Annotated in this window: 20 protein-coding genes and 1 pseudogene; 18 read left to right on the top strand and 3 right to left on the bottom strand. The window is 39.3% G+C overall.

Annotation, left to right across the window (positions count from 1 at the left end):
• The first annotated feature begins 185 nt into the window (after positions 1–185).
• The 8 genes and pseudogenes from blaOXA (at position 186) to AM592_RS06205 (ending at position 6,386) form a co-directional block, all read left to right on the top strand.
• Positions 186–992: a class D beta-lactamase gene (gene blaOXA / locus AM592_RS06235; protein WP_053602987.1), complete on the top strand. Its 807-nt coding sequence runs from the start codon at positions 186–188 to the stop codon at positions 990–992.
• 238 nt (positions 993–1,230) lie between these two features.
• The gene (locus AM592_RS06230; RefSeq protein ID WP_053602986.1) at positions 1,231–2,121 is read left to right on the top strand and encodes a Vgb family protein; all 891 of its coding nucleotides are present in this window, start codon (positions 1,231–1,233) and stop codon (positions 2,119–2,121) included.
• Positions 2,122–2,499: 378 nt separating this feature from the next.
• Positions 2,500–2,872, top strand: a pseudogene (locus AM592_RS06225) (VOC family protein).
• 491 nt (positions 2,873–3,363) lie between these two features.
• The gene (locus AM592_RS06220) at positions 3,364–4,257 is read left to right on the top strand and encodes a helix-turn-helix transcriptional regulator (RefSeq protein WP_053602985.1); all 894 of its coding nucleotides are present in this window, start codon (positions 3,364–3,366) and stop codon (positions 4,255–4,257) included.
• Positions 4,258–4,304: 47 nt separating this feature from the next.
• A complete protein-coding gene (locus tag AM592_RS06215; protein WP_312883767.1) occupies positions 4,305–4,868 on the top strand; it encodes an SDR family oxidoreductase in 564 nt (187 codons plus the stop codon).
• Complete coding sequence (locus AM592_RS25105; protein ID WP_312883766.1) at positions 4,831–5,001, top strand: hypothetical protein; 171 nt, start codon at positions 4,831–4,833, stop codon at positions 4,999–5,001. Before AM592_RS06215 ends, AM592_RS25105 begins: the two co-directional genes overlap by 38 nt.
• A 274-nt stretch (positions 5,002–5,275) precedes the next feature.
• The gene (locus AM592_RS06210; protein WP_053602984.1) at positions 5,276–5,758 is read left to right on the top strand and encodes a VOC family protein; all 483 of its coding nucleotides are present in this window, start codon (positions 5,276–5,278) and stop codon (positions 5,756–5,758) included.
• A 190-nt stretch (positions 5,759–5,948) separates the two neighbouring features.
• A complete protein-coding gene (locus tag AM592_RS06205) occupies positions 5,949–6,386 on the top strand; it encodes an SRPBCC family protein (RefSeq protein ID WP_053602983.1) in 438 nt (145 codons plus the stop codon).
• 141 nt (positions 6,387–6,527) lie between these two features.
• Here AM592_RS06205 and AM592_RS06200 read toward each other — a convergent pair whose 3' ends face one another.
• Positions 6,528–7,139: a flavin reductase family protein gene (locus AM592_RS06200; RefSeq protein ID WP_376773348.1), complete on the bottom strand. Its 612-nt coding sequence runs from the start codon at positions 7,137–7,139 to the stop codon at positions 6,528–6,530.
• A gap of 188 nt (positions 7,140–7,327) precedes the next feature.
• On the opposite strand from AM592_RS06200, the gene AM592_RS06195 reads away from it, so the two are divergent.
• From AM592_RS06195 to AM592_RS06170, 6 genes are all read left to right on the top strand, one after another.
• Complete coding sequence (locus tag AM592_RS06195; protein ID WP_053602981.1) at positions 7,328–7,891, top strand: GNAT family N-acetyltransferase; 564 nt, start codon at positions 7,328–7,330, stop codon at positions 7,889–7,891.
• Positions 7,892–8,023: 132 nt separating this feature from the next.
• Positions 8,024–8,335 (top strand): DUF3892 domain-containing protein, encoded by a 312-nt coding sequence (locus AM592_RS06190; RefSeq protein WP_053602980.1) that lies wholly within the window; start codon positions 8,024–8,026, stop codon positions 8,333–8,335.
• A gap of 95 nt (positions 8,336–8,430) precedes the next feature.
• A complete protein-coding gene (locus tag AM592_RS06185) occupies positions 8,431–9,948 on the top strand; it encodes a bifunctional ADP-dependent NAD(P)H-hydrate dehydratase/NAD(P)H-hydrate epimerase (RefSeq protein WP_053602979.1) in 1,518 nt (505 codons plus the stop codon).
• 374 nt (positions 9,949–10,322) lie between these two features.
• Positions 10,323–12,149, top strand: coding sequence for an assimilatory sulfite reductase (NADPH) flavoprotein subunit (locus tag AM592_RS06180; protein WP_053602978.1), 1,827 nt, complete (start codon positions 10,323–10,325; stop codon positions 12,147–12,149).
• 26 nt (positions 12,150–12,175) lie between these two features.
• Entirely contained in the window at positions 12,176–13,894 is a 1,719-nt protein-coding gene (gene cysI / locus AM592_RS06175) for an assimilatory sulfite reductase (NADPH) hemoprotein subunit (RefSeq protein ID WP_053602977.1), read from the top strand.
• A 118-nt stretch (positions 13,895–14,012) separates the two neighbouring features.
• Complete coding sequence (locus AM592_RS06170; protein ID WP_053602976.1) at positions 14,013–14,405, top strand: MerR family transcriptional regulator; 393 nt, start codon at positions 14,013–14,015, stop codon at positions 14,403–14,405.
• Between the two features lie 101 nt (positions 14,406–14,506).
• Here AM592_RS06170 and AM592_RS25320 read toward each other — a convergent pair whose 3' ends face one another.
• Positions 14,507–14,656: an imine reductase family protein gene (locus tag AM592_RS25320; RefSeq protein WP_327816255.1), complete on the bottom strand. Its 150-nt coding sequence runs from the start codon at positions 14,654–14,656 to the stop codon at positions 14,507–14,509.
• Positions 14,657–15,115: 459 nt separating this feature from the next.
• Positions 15,116–15,478, bottom strand: coding sequence for a winged helix-turn-helix transcriptional regulator (locus AM592_RS06160; RefSeq protein WP_053602974.1), 363 nt, complete (start codon positions 15,476–15,478; stop codon positions 15,116–15,118).
• Between the two features lie 102 nt (positions 15,479–15,580).
• On the opposite strand from AM592_RS06160, the gene AM592_RS06155 reads away from it, so the two are divergent.
• The 4 genes from AM592_RS06155 to AM592_RS06140 all read left to right on the top strand — a co-directional run bounded on the left by AM592_RS06155 (position 15,581) and on the right by AM592_RS06140 (position 18,142).
• Entirely contained in the window at positions 15,581–16,240 is a 660-nt protein-coding gene (locus AM592_RS06155) for an MBL fold metallo-hydrolase (protein ID WP_053602973.1), read from the top strand.
• Between the two features lie 11 nt (positions 16,241–16,251).
• Positions 16,252–17,058, top strand: coding sequence for a carbon-nitrogen family hydrolase (locus AM592_RS06150; RefSeq protein WP_053602972.1), 807 nt, complete (start codon positions 16,252–16,254; stop codon positions 17,056–17,058).
• A 247-nt stretch (positions 17,059–17,305) separates the two neighbouring features.
• Complete coding sequence (locus AM592_RS06145; RefSeq protein ID WP_211086049.1) at positions 17,306–17,665, top strand: ArsR/SmtB family transcription factor; 360 nt, start codon at positions 17,306–17,308, stop codon at positions 17,663–17,665.
• Positions 17,666–18,142 carry an SRPBCC family protein gene (locus AM592_RS06140; RefSeq protein ID WP_082363788.1) on the top strand — a complete coding sequence of 159 codons (477 nt, stop codon included), beginning with the start codon at positions 17,666–17,668 and terminating at the stop codon, positions 18,140–18,142.
• The last annotated feature ends 79 nt before the right edge of the window (positions 18,143–18,221 follow it).

Genomic DNA, 18,221 nt, shown 5'->3' with positions numbered 1-18,221 from the left:
TTTCACCTATCAGAATTTTGTCGAGGATTTTTATTTTGATCTAAAAAATTCGGATAAATTAATAATAGCTTAATCTGTTAATATCAAAAATAATTCCTTGTAAATATCATGAACATTTCCCATGTTTATTTGATGATGAAGCTGATAGAATGAGGCTGTAATTACATTTGTGAGGTGAATTCAAAATGAAGAAACTAAAGAATCTGGCAGTACTTTTAGTTCTTATTTGTGCAGCTGTTCTCATTACATATGTGCAGTCACCAAGTGAAGCTAACGCTGCCAAGGACAACCTGAATGTAAAAAAGCTCGAGGTCGATGAATTTTTTTCTGATCATGACGGAACGTTCATACTGCGAGAGATGAAAAATAACAGAACATTTATCTATAATAATGAACGAGCCAATCAAAGGTTTGCACCGCAATCAACGTTTAAAGTTCCTAATGCACTTATTGGATTGCAGGTAGGTGCTGTAAAAGATGAATATGACATTAAATATTGGGATGGTGAGGAACGGGAAATTCCGATATGGAACCAGGATCATACGCTTGGGTCTGCCATGAGGTACTCTGTCGTTTGGTATTATCAAGCGATGGCCCGTGACATTGGAGAGGACCGAATGGAGGAGTGGGTTCAAAAAATTTCTTATGGGAACCAAGATATTAGCGGAGGAATTGACCAGTTTTGGTTAAGCAGCTCACTTAAAATATCTCCAATCGAACAAGCAGATTTTATGGGAACACTGTATAAAGAGAACCTTCCTTTCGATAAGAATGTGATAAAAACAGTTAAACGGATAATGATCCAGGCTGAAGGGGATGACTATACCCTTTACGGAAAAACAGGACAAGGGTCTGGCTTAGGCTGGTATGTCGGTTTTATAGAAAAGGACAATCGGGCATATAGTTTTGTTACGAATATTGACGGAACAAGTACAGACGCTAAAAACATTACATTGGATATTTTAAAGAAATATCAATTAATGGAAGAGTAAGGGCGGAAATTTCATCTTAAACATATTATATAGACGATAATAATGGGTAGTAGTTAACGTTCTCTACGTAATCTTACTGCTCATTTTTTTATTGATAATTAGTAATATATGGATTTTATTTTTATAGTCCTTAAAGTTTTTAACGTTAAGGGGGAAAAGATTGATTATCGACAAATCCATCTGCAGACCTTATCTGCTTTATAGGACGTTCAAAAATTATTGATTGGAGGGATAATAAATGAAATTTGATTTAAGAGAGTTTAATTTATCAATTCCCGACTCAGGTCCGTACGGTATAGCTTCAACACAAGACGGAAAGGTATGGTTTACACAACATAAAGCAAACAAAATCAGCTGTATAAATCAGAGTGGTGAGATAAAAGATTTTATAGTTCCTACTCCTGATGCTAAAGTTATGTGTTTAACTGTATCTTCCAGGGGCGACATATGGTTTACAGAAAATGGTGCTAATAAAATAGGAAAGCTTACAACAACAGGTATTTTTACAGAATACCCACTACCACAGTCGGATTCTGCTCCTTACGGAATAACTGAAGGCTTAAATGGTGATATATGGTTCACCCAAATAAGTGGGAATCGTATAGGCAAATTGACCACTGAAGGTGCTATCCATGAATATGATCTGCCAAATAAGGGTTCGTTTCCTTCTTTTATTACTTTAGGTTCGGATAACGCACTATGGTTCACAGAAAACCAAAATAATGCTATTGGAAGAATGACTGATACTGGAGAGTTAACGGAATACCCTCTTCCTACACAAGAAGCAGGGCCAGTGGGTATTACTAGTGGTAACGATGGTGCACTCTGGTTTGTCGAAATTGCGGGCAACAAAATAGGTCGTATCACTACTTCTGGAGAAATTAGCGAATATGATATTCCAACTCCGAACTCACGTCCACATGCTATCACCAAGGGAAAAGATTGTGAAATATGGTTCACTGAATGGGGAGCAAATAAAATTGGCAGGATTACGAGTGATCAAACGATTCATGAATATCCAATTCAAACAGAAAATGCAGAGCCGCATGGTATTGCATTTGGGAATGATGGATCCGTATGGTTTGCGTTAGAGTGTAACAAAATTGGCAAGTTAAATTTGAGTGAATGAGATCAGAGAGAGCATTATTTATGAAACCGCAAAACCAGTAAGGACCTAATACAGAAGAAGTATATCCCTATCATACGAAATAGGTTTCAAGGAAATTTTAATAAATCGAAAAGTAATTACTTTTCACTTAGATTAGTCCTCGTTATGGGGAAGAGAAAAAAGTGAAGAAATCGTAAACTCGTTATTGTTAATGAGTTTAATAAGCTTATTTGCATCTATGTTTCTATTTTTATTTCATTAAAGGCGCATTTCCGTAGTAAGGATTGGTTTTACCTTATATAAATTTCGATAAGCTGAGATGTGTTCTTCAAAATAATCATGTACAATTAACTCATGCAAAAAAATTCCTAAATTATTTATTTTTTACGAGGAGGAAACATGAAACTAGGCGCATTCTCTATAAGTTTAAGTGTAAAAGACATTAATAAGTCAAAATCTTTTTACGAAAATCTAGGATTCCAAACCTTAGGTGGAGATATTACGCAAAATTTGGCTTATAATGAAGAATGAAAGTACCGTCATTGGTTTATTTCAGGGAATGTTTGAAAAGAACATTCTGACGTTTAATCCAGGTTGGAATGAAAATGCAGAAAATCTTGATTCATTCACAGACATTCGAGATCTTCAAAAGCAGCTTAAAGCTAAAGGAATTAAAATGTTGTCAGAAGCAGATGAAACAAGAGAAGGTCCTGCAAGTTTTACAATTGAAGATCCTGATGGTAATACCATTCTTGTAGATCATCACAGATGATGTAGAGGATAGAATGAGACAAAATTTTTTGATTAAGATCCAAATACTAAAACTGTAACCCGTAAGGTGGACACTTTGAAAAAAGTGACTCTCTTGCGGGTTTTTTGTGTTTAGTTTAAGCAAAGGAACTAGATTAGAACGAGGTAAAGATTTATGGGAGAAACTAGAGAAGCTTTCAAGATATTCACCGACAAGAGATGAAACTACTTTTAGGCGCCTCGAATGTACGGCATATTACTCTAAAAGGGAATTCACGTATATCGTCGTATTTAATCATTATAAAGGACTCAAACCGACCGTTTATTTTATAAAGTAACTGTTTTATCATCTAAAAAAATTTTTAAAAGATTTATAATCCTGACAAACTAGATGTCAGGATTGATGAGTTATTCTTCAATTATCCACAGAATGAAAGGAGATGGATAATTGAACAGTGTGATTCCATAAAGAATAAGAGAAATGGGAAAGTCTGTTGACAAGGAGTGTGAAAGATGAAACTAGATCGTCTGCTCGTTATTACGATGGAATTGATGACGAAAAAGAGGGTGACGGCAACTGAACTGGCTTCTAGGTTCGAAGTCTCTATTCGAACAATCTATCGTGATATTGAATTGTTTAACCAATCTGGCATCCCTGTAGCTTCTTTCACTGGAACTGAAGGTGGTTTTGAGCTAATGAGCGGGTTCTTCTTAACAAAGCAACACTTCTCTGTCGATGACTTTTCAGTGATCTACAATCTCTTAAAGGGGATGGAGGGCGCCGTCGGCGGCACAAAATTCACATCGTTAGTCAATAAGATTGGCACTTTACAGCCTGCTTTGCTGCATAAAGGACGTCAGGAGAAAATTGTATTTGATATGAGCGCTTCAGAAGAAGAGAAAGAGATTATTCTTCCCTTATTGCATGCGATTGATCAATCGAAAAGGATGGCATTTACCTATATTAATGCCTCTGGTCAAGTCTCAGAAAGGAAAATAGAACCGTTGAATCTTTTATGGGAACAGGGAATTTGGTACTTGGAGGGATATTGCTTATTACGGAAAGACAAGCGTTACTTTCGTGTTTCAAGGATCATCAATCTTGAAGTGACAGAAGAGATTTTCAATCCGAGAGCAGAATTGAAACATCCGGTTCATCAACAAGAAAAAGGAATAAAGGTTTATCTCCGTTTTGATTTAACCGCACAGCCTCAAGTATTTGAGCAATTTCCAGGGGAATTTACACATCATGGGGATTTTATTGACGTACAAACGACTTTCTATTCAAGAGATTATGCGATCTCTGCCATTTTAAGCTATGGAACAAAAGTGAAAATTATTTCTCCCGATGAGTTGAAGCAAGATTTAATTATAAAAATGAAAGAGATTCGAAATATCTATTTTTGATAGAATGCTTGGTCGGGAAGTTCATACGAATCATAGGAGGATGAAGAATGACAATTTTGGTAACTGGTGCTACAGGAACGGTAGGAAGACACGTCGTAGATCAGCTCGTTAATAAAGGGGAAAAGATAAGAGCCGTGTCGCGCAACCCAGCTAAAGCCAATTTGCCTAAAAGGGTAGAGGTCGTAGAAGGAGATCTGACTGTTCCAGAATCGCTTCAAGCTCCTTTTCAGGGAATTACTGCATTATATTTAATCTTGTCAAGTGATAATGCGGCTAGCCCTTTGCAAACAAATCCTAAAGTCATAGAACTTGCAGGTAAAGCTCGCGTTAAACGAGTTACGGTATTGATGGACTATGAAGGGAACCCTATTGAACAAGTCCTTAAAGACAGCGGCATGGAATGGACATTACTAAAGCCTGTAGAATTCATGGCAAACGTACTTGCAGATTGGCTAGAATCTATTCGTTCGGAGGGTGTTGTTCGTGAGCCGTTTGGTGATGTCCTTAGTGCCAGAGTGCATGAAGCAGACATAGCTGCTGTCGCGGTTGAAACTTTGATTAAAGATGGTCATCATGGAAAAAGCTATTTTCTTACGGGACCACAGGTATGAAGAGGGAGATATCGAATTCTTCATCCAAATGGGAAAAAATCCGCCTGAAGTCGGTTACTCGGTTTTGCCAACTGTAGAGCAAGTGACAGGGAAACCTGCAAAAACGTTTGTTGAGTGGGTGACTGAACATTAAAACGACTTTATGTAATAAGCCAGTTTTTAATAGATGACCTGGTCTCTTAGCCAGAGCATTTATAAAAGATGATAAGAGCTGGCAAACATGCAATATGCAATTGATATGAAAGACTTAAAAATATCGTAAAACAAAAATGAGGATGGAGAGGAGCCTTTCTCGTACCAGGATTTAAATGACAGTTACGCTTAACAAATAATTAAATGCAGAAGGAATCATTCTTTGAAAGGAAGAAGATAGTACTGGTATAAACGATCTGAAGGAGGAAAGCGATATGCAACAAATTACACCGTTTTTGTGGTTCAATGATAACGCTGAAGAGGCAATCAATTTTTATACTTCGATTTTTAAAAATTCTAAAATTGTAAGCTTGCATCGCTATGGCAAAGAAGGACCAGGGAAGGAGGGAGCGCTGATGACTGGGACATTCCAGCTGGACGGACAAGAGTTCATGGCTTTAAACGGCGGCCCCAAATTTCATTTTTCAGAAGCGGTATCGTTCTTTGTAAGCTGTGAGACCCAGCAAGAAATAGACGAATTGTGGGAAAAGCTCTCAGAGGGCGGTGAAACACAAATGTGCGGCTGGCTGAAAGATAAATACGGGGTATCTTGGCAGGTTATCCCTTCCGAGTTAGAGGAATTGTTACACGGTGAAGATGCTGAAAAATCGAGAAATGTCATGAACGCCATGCTCCAAATGGATAAATTAGATATCAAAGAGCTAAAACAAGCATATGAGGAGACAACGATCAAATAGTTTGAAAGGATGCAAATAGGGTGCGGTGTCTAGGTCGTATACGTAACGCTTAATTGAGAAGGGTGGAATCGTCTTCTTGGCACTTTATTAAAAACTAATCGGTTGGCTTACGGAGACACAAAAAAATTAGAATTACAGTTATAACTATTAATATTCCCTATTTGCTAATACAATCGGAGGGTCATTTGCAGTGGTAGATGTGATGACGGAAATTAAGATTCGCTGCTCACTTAACACGGTTTCAGAGTATGCAGCAAATCCTGATAATGCTCCTAAATGGTATATAAATATCCATTCAGCGGAATGGCAAACACAAAAACCGTTGACGATTGGTTCACGTATTGCATTCAAAGCAAATTTCTTAGGAAGAGAACTTGCCTATGTGTACGAAATTACTGAATTTTCACCAGGTCAAATACTTATCATGAAAACTGCTAACGGACCATTTCCGATGGAGACTACTTACACATGGGAAGCAATTGACGAGGATGTAACACGAATGACTTTACGGAATAAAGGGAATCCGACGGGTTTTTCAAAGCTCTTTGCTCCGTTTATGTCGTGGATGATGAAAAAAGCAAATAAAAATGATTTGAAAAAAATAAAAAACATACTTGAAGAAGCTTAAAAGAATGACAAGCTACTCGGCATGATCAAGCAAGTGAAGATGATGTAGTGGAAATTCAAGATCGGTCGTATGAACCTTATATCAATCATACGACCAATGTTCTTTCATGCTCTAAAAAACCGGACTCTTACATAATATAATTTATAGTTCAGATCGAAAGGTTTTACCAAGCTGATTACCGAGCCCGAAATAATGGCGAAAATTATAAATGAGCGGACTCCATTTATTTGGGTCAATATGATTGTCTCCTATAATAATTTCCTTATGAGCATGTACATGAACAGCTTGTGTCTCAACAATTGCAAAATCAGGTGTATGATCAGGAATTCGAATGTTTTTCACTATTGCTTCGATTTGTAAAGGACACTCCTTGATTCTGGTTGGTTTTACTTCTTTAGACTCAACAGGAGTTAAATGACTAATAGCATACTTATCCTTTTCATATGTAAATCCGTTCTTTTTTTTATAAACAGGAACTGGATTTTTTCCTGTATAAGGGGCTAATTGTTCAACATTCTCCCATAATGAAGGATTCGGGACATTAATTACACATTCGGAATTTCTTTCTAAGTTTTCAATCGCTTTCCCGCCAAGTCCGATTCCTAATACAATACAATCCCCTAATGCCCATGATGATGACATGGGGCTGATATTTACCGAACCATCCTCATTCATTGTATTTAGTAAAATCACTGGAGTTCCGTAATATAGAATTTTGGGTTTAATTATTTCTGTGCTTGAATTCTGATCTATTTTATTCAACTTTTTTCTCCTTTCATTTATTAGTTCTATCTTATTTTAGAATATTAATATTTCAATTTTCATCGAAGTATGGGTTGCATGAAGAGTTTTCACTAGAAAAATATGATGATCAAAACAGAATCTGGTAATATAACATTTAGAAGGCAGCCTTCTGCTAATTATATAAAGGAGCAATGTGGATGAACCCTATACTTATTGAATTTCCTGACGAGTTTGAAACGGAACGTTTATTGATAAGAATGCCGAAACCAGGAGACGGAAAAGCCGTATTTGATGCGATCCAGGCCTCGATTAAGGAGTTAAAACCATGGATGCCGTTTGCTCAGGAAGGATCGAGCGAACAAGAAGTCGAGGCTAATATTCGTAATGCTCATGTTCAGTTTTTAAAACGGGAAGACTTGAGACTTCTTGCTTTTCATAAGGATACGGGACAGCTTGTATGTTCTTCGGGTCTTCATCATATTCAATGGGATATACCAAAATTTGAAATCGGATATTGGATCGATAGCCGTTTTAGCGGCAATGGGTATGTAACAGAAGCAGCAGAAGGGATTACAAAATTTGCTTTTCAAGAGCTTCGTGCCAAACGAGTGGAGATAAGGTGTGATGCGAAGAACAAAAAGAGCAGGGCTGTTGCCGAACGATTGAACTATCAACTAGAAGGAATTCTCAGGAATCATGATCTCTCAGTTGACGGGAAAGCGCTAAGAGACACGTGTGTATATGCAAAAATTAAATCATAAATTTTACAAATGAATATGTACCACAAGTTAATTTACATAATATTTTTATGAGAAACAAGTACCTTTTATATGAAATAAGATAAGATGCATAAAAATTGGGTCCTCGGGAGATACAAATAATGAGGTGATCATATGGACCGATTTGAGCAAGCTTATGAGCAGTACCGGAATCAAGCAAATGAAAATGAAATGACCGAGAAATATGAAAGTACAAGCAATCCAAATCTAGAAAAAATAGTTGCTGTTCGCAAAAACGATGATGGTGATTTGATAGCATTTCAAACAGAGTCCGGGCGTGAATTGGATTATATAGAAGCACTATCTGAAGCAAAAGCCGGTAAATTGGCGCATGTCGATGTTTTTCACAAATATGGCCGGGATATTTTGCGCAGTGAGCCTGATGGAATTAGTGAAAACAATTTAGATTCGCTGCCAGAATTTTAAGATGCCAGCAAAAAAACAGTTTATTCTGACGGATGAACTGTTTTTTTATTGTAAAATTATATATACGAAAGAGGACGAGTAGAGGAGGTTATTTTATGCGAATTGTTTCTGCCGATGAAATGTATTGCATTGATTCGTATACCACCAATCAGATTGGTATTAGCGGGGAAACGTTAATGGAAAATGCCGGGCAGTCTATTGCGAGACTTATTATGGAGAGAACCGACCCAAATCAAAAAATTGTTATTCTTGCAGGGGCTGGAAACAACGGTGGCGACGGATTTGTGATTGCCAGAATATTAAAAAGCTTCGACTTTCAAGTAGATCTTTGGATCGTTCCTCCGCCTGAAAAAATAAAAGGGGCAGCTAAACACGCCTTAGAGGTATATAAAAATTCAGGTTACGAAGCTCGATATTTCTTAAAAAACGAAGAACATTTTTTCAACTTGTTATCGACTTACGACGTAATAATCGATTGTTTACTGGGGATAGGCGTAAAAGGGGAGCTGCGTTCTCCTTACAAAGAAATCATAGACAAGATCAATACCTGCAAATCAGCAGAAATTTTTTCGATAGACGTTCCAAGCGGTATTCCTGCGGACGGCGGCGATGTGGACCGAGCCGTTAGAGCTGATCTAACGATTACGATTCATTTGCCGAAAAGCGGGACTTTCATATATCCCTGTGCTTCCTACTATGGAGAAACAATCGTTGCTGATATCGGCATTCCACCGATAGCAGCCAAACATTGTTCACACAATAGGATGATCTGGACAGAAAAGCTTGTAAAAAAACACCTTCCATCCAGATCTCCAAATTCACATAAAGGGTCCAACGGGAAGGGGATGGTCATTGGCGGATCCCGAATGACTGGAGCAATCATGTTAGCGGCCAAAGCTGCATTAAGATGTGGAGCAGGACTCATCACGGCTGCCATACCTGAAGAAATTCACCCCATTGCAGCCGCCCATTTTTTAGAAGCAGTGTATCTTCCAAGTCCATCAGAGGATGGTTATTTTAAAGGTAATTTATCAGTTGAGTATGAAAATCTGGATGCGGTTGCAGTAGGACCCGGAATCGGTCGAACAAAAGGCGGGAAACTAATTGTAGAAGAAGTCATTACTAAGGAATTACCGGTTGTTATAGATGCTGATGCCCTATATCATTTGAAGGACATGCTGCCTCTTTTAAAAAATCGAAAACACCCGACCATCTTAACACCTCATCCAGGGGAAATGGCGCGTTTAATCGATAAGTCTATAAAAGAGGTTGAACAAGATCGATTTTCAATATCAAGACTGTTTGCCCAAGAGTATGGGATTTATTTGGTTTTAAAAGGGCCTTTTACCATTGTAACGACTCCAGGTGGCGAACAATTTGTCAACACTACCGGAAATTCGGCCCTTGCAAAAGGAGGTACCGGAGATGCTTTAAGCGGCATGATTCTTGCGTTTATCATGCAGCAAACTCACGTTCAGTCCGCAATAAGCAATGCTGTATTTGTCCATGGTAAGTCTGCTGATGTACTAATTGAACAAGAACACACACATTTCGATGTTTTGTCCACAGATCTCATTGAGAATATCCCCCGTACGCTGAAATTGCTGACTTAAAAACAATTTGAATCTATCAGGAGAGTTTCTAAAGAAAATTTTTAAAACATACTCAAGCTATATGGTATTATCATCACCATTTTTGTATGAACAAAATATTTTCATAATATGAAAGAAGCTGAGTCAGCTTTTATGTTAATATTAAACCGAATCAACCAATGACTCAAAAACGTTTTTGTTTACTTTTATATAAAATAAAAGATTTTTAAAATAAGTTGTTATTAAGCGCTTTCTTATCATTAATACCATCAAAACATACTTGACTCATTGGAATAGTGAAGCTACGATTAAAAATAGCTGAAAAGTGAAAGGACCAGCAATCATATTTAAAATGATGTACGATAAGTTTATATTCCTTTGTGAGGTGGAAATTGTTGCAACTTCAGGTAATGAACAGTCCGTTTAATCAGGAGCAGGCAGAGCTCCTAAATCGTCTTCTGCCGACCTTGACAGAATCACAAAAAGTTTGGCTGAGCGGTTATTTGGCTGCATCTCAGTCTGCATCCGTTCCGGGAACAGCAGAAAGACCGGCACCAGCTACAGAACCACTTGCTGAAAGTACTGTGCAAACAATATCGAAAGAAGTGACCGTTCTTTACGGATCACAAACGGGAAATGCTCAAGGATTAGCAGAGAATACCGGCAAGAAACTTGAGGATCGCGGATTTCAAGTAACTGTGTCGTCCATGAGCGATTTTAAACCGAATAATTTAAAGAAAATCCAGAACCTGCTTATTGTCGCGAGTACACATGGAGAGGGCGATCCTCCGGATAACGCGCTGTCATTTCATGAATTTCTTCATGGTAGAAGGGCGCCAAAGCTGGACGACCTTCGTTTTTCTGTTTTGTCGCTTGGAGACAGCTCGTATGAGTTTTTCTGCCAGACAGGGAAGGAATTCGATCAGCGGCTGGAAGATCTCGGAGGTACACGGCTTTATCCGCGCGTTGATTGTGACCTTGACTATGATGATCCGGCAGCAGAATGGCTTGACGGCGTCATTGGCGGCTTAAGTGAATCGGAGGGTGCAACTGCTGCACCTGCTCCGGCAGCGGCTCCTCAAGCAGGTGATTCCGAATATAACAGAACAAATCCTTTTAAAGCGGAAGTGTTAGAAAATTTAAATTTAAATGGTCGCGGCTCGAATAAAGAAACGCGCCACCTAGAGCTATCGCTTGAAGGGTCCGGTCTCACATTTGAACCGGGTGACAGCCTCGGTGTTTATCCGGAAAACGATCCGGCTCTAGTCGATTTGCTTCTGGAGGAAACGAAATGGGATCCGGAAGAAATTGTAACCATTAATAAACAGGGAGACGTCCGTCCGCTTAAAGAAGCGCTTATCTCCCATTTTGAAATTACCGTTTTAACGAAACCGCTTCTTGAGCAGGCAGCAAAATTATCTGCAAATGAGAAATTAAAAGAGCTTTTATCTCCAGGAAATGAAGATCAAGTAAAAGCATATACTGAAGGGCGCGATTTACTTGATTTAATCCGTGACTTTGGTCCGCGGGGTGTTCCTGCGCAAGAGTTTATCGCTATTCTCCGAAAAATGCCAGCCCGCCTTTATTCGATTGCGAGCAGCTTAGCGGCCAATCCGGATGAAGTGCATTTAACGATCGGTGCAGTACGATACGAAACACACGGCCGTGAGAGAAATGGGGTTTGCTCCATTTTATGTGCGGAGCGACTGCAGCCTGGAGACACGCTTCCGGTTTACATCCAGCATAATCAAAACTTTAAATTGCCAAACAATCCGGATACGCCGATCATCATGGTTGGACCTGGAACAGGCATTGCTCCGTTCCGCGCATTTATGCAGGAGCGTGAGGAAATGGGAGCAGAAGGAAAATCATGGCTGTTTTTCGGAGACCAGCATTTCGTGACGGATTTCCTTTACCAGACCGAATGGCAAAAATGGCTGAAAGACGGTGTGGTTACTAAAATGGATGTCGCGTTTTCACGTGACACTGAAGAAAAAGTATATGTGCAGAACCGCATGCTTGAACACAGCAAAGAATTGTTCGAATGGCTTCAAGAAGGAGCTGCTGTTTATATTTGCGGTGATGAGAAAAACATGGCACATGACGTCCACAATACGTTACTTGCGATTATCGAAAAAGAAGGTGGCATGAGCCCTGAAAAAGCTGCAGATTATCTTGCCGATTTGCAACAGAATAAACGTTATCAGCGTGATGTATATTGATTTCGGATTGAAAGGAGTTTAACAACATGGCGAACAAAATTTTAAAAGCACCGGACGGCTCTCCGAGCGATGTGGAACGCATAAAAGAAGAAAGCGACTATTTACGGGGGACGCTGAAAGAATCTATGCTCGATCGGATCAGTGCCGGAATTTCTGATGACGACAACCGTCTCATGAAACATCACGGCAGCTACTTGCAGGATGACCGGGATCTCCGCAATGAGCGGCAAAAGCAAAAGCTTGAACCAGCTTATCAATTCATGCTTCGCGTCCGTACACCGGGCGGAGTAGCGACACCTGAGCAATGGCTTGTCATGGACGAGCTTGCCCAAAAATTCGGCAACGGCACATTAAAGCTGACAACACGACAGGCGTTTCAAATGCACGGTATTTTAAAATGGAATATGAAAAAAACGATTCAGGAAATTCATGCGTCTCTTTTAGATACGATTGCGGCATGCGGCGACGTGAACCGGAACGTCATGTGCAACCCGAATCCATATCAGTCTGAGGTCCATTCCGAAGTATTTGAAGCATCAAAGCTATTGAGTGATCAATTATTGCCGCGTACGAGAGCGTATCATGAAATATGGCTGGATGAAGAAAAAGTAGCCGGTACGCCGGACGTGGAAGAAGTCGAACCAATGTACGGACCGCTGTATTTGCCGCGGAAGTTTAAAATCGGCATCGCCGTTCCGCCTTCCAACGATATTGATGTTTATTCGCAGGATTTAGGATTCATCGCAATCGTTGAAGATGGCAAACTTATCGGATTTAACGTGGCGATCGGTGGCGGTATGGGTATGACTCACGGTGACAAAGCGACATATCCGCAGCTCGCCAAGGTTATTGGCTTCTGTAAGCCGGAGCAAGTTTATGATGTGTCAGAAAAAGTCATTACGATTCAGCGAGACTATGGTAATCGTTCCGTTCGTAAAAATGCCCGGTTCAAGTACACCGTTGACCGTCTTGGTCTGGAAACGGTCAAGGAAGAACTGGAAAGCCGCCTCGGCTGGAGCCTTGAAGAAGCGAAACCGTATCATTTCGATCATAACGGTGATCGTTATGGCTGGGTGAAAGGGATGAAAGGTAGATGGCATTTTACGCTGTTTGTCGAAGGTGGCCGCATCACAGATCTTGATGACTACAAGCTCATGACCGGCTTGCGTGAAATCGCCAAAATTCATTCCGGTGATTTCCGTCTGACAGCTAATCAAAACTTGGTCATTGCCGATGTATCAAGCAAGAAAAAGAAAAAGATTAATGAATTGATCGAACAATATGGTTTAACAGAAGGCAAGCAATATTCTGCACTCCGCCGCAGCTCACTGGCGTGTGTTTCGCTTCCGACATGCGGATTGGCAATGGCGGAAGCAGAACGCTACTTGCCGGCTCTGCTTGATAAGATTGATGCCATTGTAGATGAAAGCGGACTTCGGAACGAAGAAATTACGATCCGCATGACAGGCTGTCCGAACGGATGTGCTCGACATGCGCTCGGAGAAATCGGCTTTATCGGCAAAGCGCCCGGCAAATACAACATGTATCTTGGCGCAGCCTTTGACGGCAGCCGACTAAGCAAAATGTACCGGGAAAACATCGGAGAAGAAGAAATATTAAATGAATTGGGCGAGCTTCTTCCTCGTTACGCAAAAGAACGAGAGGAAGGCGAACACTTCGGTGACTTTGTCATCCGCGCAGGTGTTGTAACAGAAACGACAGACGGCACGAATTTTCATGATTGATTAAGGTTTGAAAGGCAGGAGTATTCCTGTCTTTTTTTTATTAAGAGCATTTTGTTGACTTTGACATAATGTTATCCCTTAATATTGGATTTGTAATCCAAAAAAGGAGGACACTTTTGTGAAAATAAGTCAACTTTCTAAAATAACCGGTGCCAGCACCCGCTCCATTAGGCATTATGAGAAGAAAAAATTAATTACAGCAGCTAGGCTTGAAAATGGCTATCGGGAGTTCGATGAATCTGCCATTAAACGAATTCGAATCATCCAACTCTATTTAGGTTTAGGTCTAACAACTGAGCAAATCGAAGAAATATTGGAATGCGAGGACAACGGTCCTGAGGAATATGAATTTTGCGAAGAAATGCTGGAGATTTATCAAGAGAAGCTAGATCAATACAACAGACAAATTTATGCATTGAAAGTAGTAACGAATCGCCTAGAAAAACAAATCACAAAAATGACGGATAAACGAAGATCGATAAAGAGTTCACCTGCAGGAACAATGATATAACAAAAGATCCCAGTCTTATATAAGTACTGGGACCTCTCCATTTTTATATTAAGAAGGCGAGGAAAAAACATATTCCTCTTGATGTTTTAGAGATCACTTCTCTAAGACTGTTTTCTCAACAATTCAGTCAGGCGCGAAAAGTTATCGTTTCCATAGCCTTCATTAATTGCCCGCTTTGCAACGGCCATAACAGCACTCAAAACGCTAACATCAATGCCATGCTGCTCGGCGGTATGGATGATGTGTTCTATATGGTTGCCTCCTTAAATTTCATGTTGTTTTTTTAAAAGTAATTCAAACCAAATTCTAAACTATGACACTAATGTAAGGTCAACATGAACACTTCGTTTTCGATAATAAGGGGTAGGGCCACATGCCCATCAATGGCAAGACCGTTCGTAGCATGTTTCCTTATCCAATATTGAAGTCGATCATTATCAGCAATTGTATCCTTTCAGAGCCGTATGCAGAGAAGAAACGCATGTTAGGGTAGGTGATGGACGGGATTCACTATGGACATCCTCATTACGAGCCATATCTTAACAAAAGCCGGTACAGCTCTAGAACGTGCTGGATTAATGCGTGGACACACAAAAGTTAATGGAGGATTCGTCATGTATTTATATTGCGTGATTTTATTCTTTATTTTGCGCAAAAAAAGGGGCTCAATGAAAGTCAATCAAGATGACTTTCATTGAGCCCCACCTTTTTTAATTCTTCTTTTGCTTACTCATATAAGCATTGCCCCATGTCTCTATGGATTTAAGTATTGGGACAAAGTCTTCTCCAAGAGCTGTTAAATAATATAAAACTTTCTTAGGATTATCGTTTGTTTCTTCTCTTTCAATGATACCATCATTCTCGAGGTCTCTAAGTTGTAGTGTAAGAATGCGTTGGGTAATACCTGGTATTTCACGGCGCATTGCATTGTAATACATTGGTGATTGTGACAATAAAAATAAAATGATACCTTTCCATTTACCACCAATAATATGCATCGTTAATTCAATTGGACAAGCGTGCTTCACAGTTAATGTACAAGTACCATATTGACCGCTTTTAAAGTCTGACATATTCTCACCTCAATAGGTAGTAACAAAATTGTGCCTTCTTTTTATACCTTTTTTTTCTTATTAAACTTATGATATCAAATAAATGAAAAGAAGGTGTATGAATTGGAATTTGTTCAAATCTCTGAACATGTTTATAGACTCACTTTTGAAACCGTTGTTGGCATTCCTGTCAAAATCAATACTTGGTACGTGGTGGATGGTGAGGATGTTTATATCATAGATACCGGAATGGAAGACTATGCACGTATGCAGTTGAAGGCAGCAAAATCTTTAGGTGTTCCCAAAAGTATCTTACTGACACATGGTCATCTGGATCACATTAATGGAGCCAAGTATTTACGAGATGAATTAAACATTCCTATTTACTCGCACGAAATCGAAATTCCGTTTATCAATGGTGAAAAGCCTTATCCAAACAAATTAGAAAAGGAAACAACAGGTGTCGAAAATCAAGTTGAAGGTTTAAGTGACAATATCATTAAAACGTTACCCCTAGACATATATTTAACACCCGGTCATGCTCCGGGACATGTAATATACCATCATAAAGGTGACAATGTGTTGCTAACTGGAGACTTATTCATTTCTCATGCTGAAGCCTTACACCCACCGATTCAAAAGTTCACAGTTGATATGGATGAAAATATTAATAGCGGGAGAGTTATAGATGAAATTAAACCTTCTATTATATCTTCATCACATGGCGAAGATGTTAAATACAACGATGAGTTATATGCTATTTATAAATTTAAATATGAATAGGAGGTAGTAAAATGAAAATACAATTATTTCAAATTGAGATTATAGAAGGAGAAGTTGAGCAAAACGAAAGACGTATTAAAGCCTTATTTGAAGAAAAGCTCGAAGCAGATACTGAGATTGTTGTGATACCTGAAATGTGGAATAACGGTTATGAGTTACAACATTTAGCAGAAAAAGCAGATATCGATTTAACAAGATCTCTTCCTTTTATCCAAAGTTTAGCAACCAAACATCACGTGGGTATTATTGCAGGTTCAGTTTCAAATAAACGGGATGACAACATTTATAATACAGCCTTTGCGGTATCAAAAACGGGGGAGCTACTCTATCAAAAAGATAAAATACATCTCGTACCGATGTTAAATGAACATCAATATTTAACAGGTGGAGATGAAGTTCCAGAAGTCTTTGAAATTAACGATATCAAAGCGAGTCAAATTATATGTTACGACTTACGTTTTCCAGAAATTACACGATACCCAACGTCTCAAGGCGCAAAAATCATATTCTATGTTGCACAGTGGACTACGAAAAACGTGAACCATTGGAGAACACTATTGAAAGCAAGAGCCATAGAAAATTGCGTCTATGTCATTGCATGTAACAGCGTGGGCGACGTGAATAATGAAAATCATGTCGGCAACACATACGCGGGACATTCAATTGTCATCGATCCAAACGGAAACATTGTAGAAGAGGCGGGCAACCAAGAAGCAATCATAACAGCAGAAATTGATATACAGAAAGTTGCAGAGCAACAACAAAACATCCCAATATTCGAAAACCTGAGACCGGATGTTTATAAGTATGCAGAGTAGAACTGTGTATAAATAGAGTAGGATAACCATTCTTAAGGCTACCCCCTCATCAAACCGTGTGGCATCATTCCAGGCTCTTTGAATTTTCAGAACGCGGGAAGGAGTAATATATTCCTTTCCGCATTCTTTTGCCCTTTGTACCTTTCCTTGTACTTTTTCCTGTTCCGCGCCTTTGTGTACCTAATATAATTCCCCAAAATAAGAGAAAATGAAAAAGTCATAATAACATCGTTTGAAAGGCAACTATTTGGTTGCATATAATATTCACAAAAGAAGGGAGGAGGGACGGATAGATAATATTTTTAAGGCGCTTGCCGACCCGAGTCGCAGACAATTGCTTGACCAGCTGTACAAGAATAACGGGCAATCATTAAAAGAGTTATGTCAGGGCCTTGATATGTCCCGGCAAGCAGTAACAAAGCATCTCGCTATGTTGGAAGAGGCAAATCTTGTTGTCGTCATCCGGCACGGGCGAGAAAAGCTTCATTACCTTAATGCCGCACCCATAAGCGAGATTTATCAACGATGGATCAGCAAATATGAACAACATCGTATAGAACGTCTGAGTGAATTGAAAAAAAGTCTTGAGGAGGATAGGGAGGGATAAATGACGAAACCAAAATTTGTTTATGTGACGTATATCGCAACCACACCAGAGAAACTTTGGGAAGCCCTGACTGATGGTGGTTTTACCCAAAAATACTTTTTCGGCACTCGCGTCGAATCTGAATGGAAGGAAGGGGCGGACGTTAATTACTATCGAAATGGAAAAATTAGTGACTATGGCAAGGTGTTAACGTGTGAACATCCACGCCTGCTTTCCTTTACTTGGACATATGTGGGAGATGACACACCTCGTGAAAGTCCCACAAGAGTTACTTTTGAGCTTCAGCCTTTGGAGTCGAGCGTAAAGTTAACACTCAAGCACGAAAATCTATTGGAGACGGATTTTGTGGACGATAACGATACATTTGAGGGATATAATAACGGATGGCCGGCTGTTCTAAGCAACTTAAAGATTAAAGAGCTTTCTCGAAACAGGAAAGACTTTGCCGCCAATAAAGGTTTGAAGCAGTTGGAATGAATATTTTCATTGGGCAGATAATTTTGAGCACAGTGAGCAAATATAAATTGAAATTATTTGCCCATTTCGGTCTTCGACT

The organism is Bacillus gobiensis (assembly GCF_001278705.1).
Lineage (GTDB): Bacteria > Bacillota > Bacilli > Bacillales > Bacillaceae > Bacillus > Bacillus gobiensis.
Note: the sequence above shows the minus strand (reverse complement) of the source record. Positions and strands in the feature narration are given on the sequence as shown.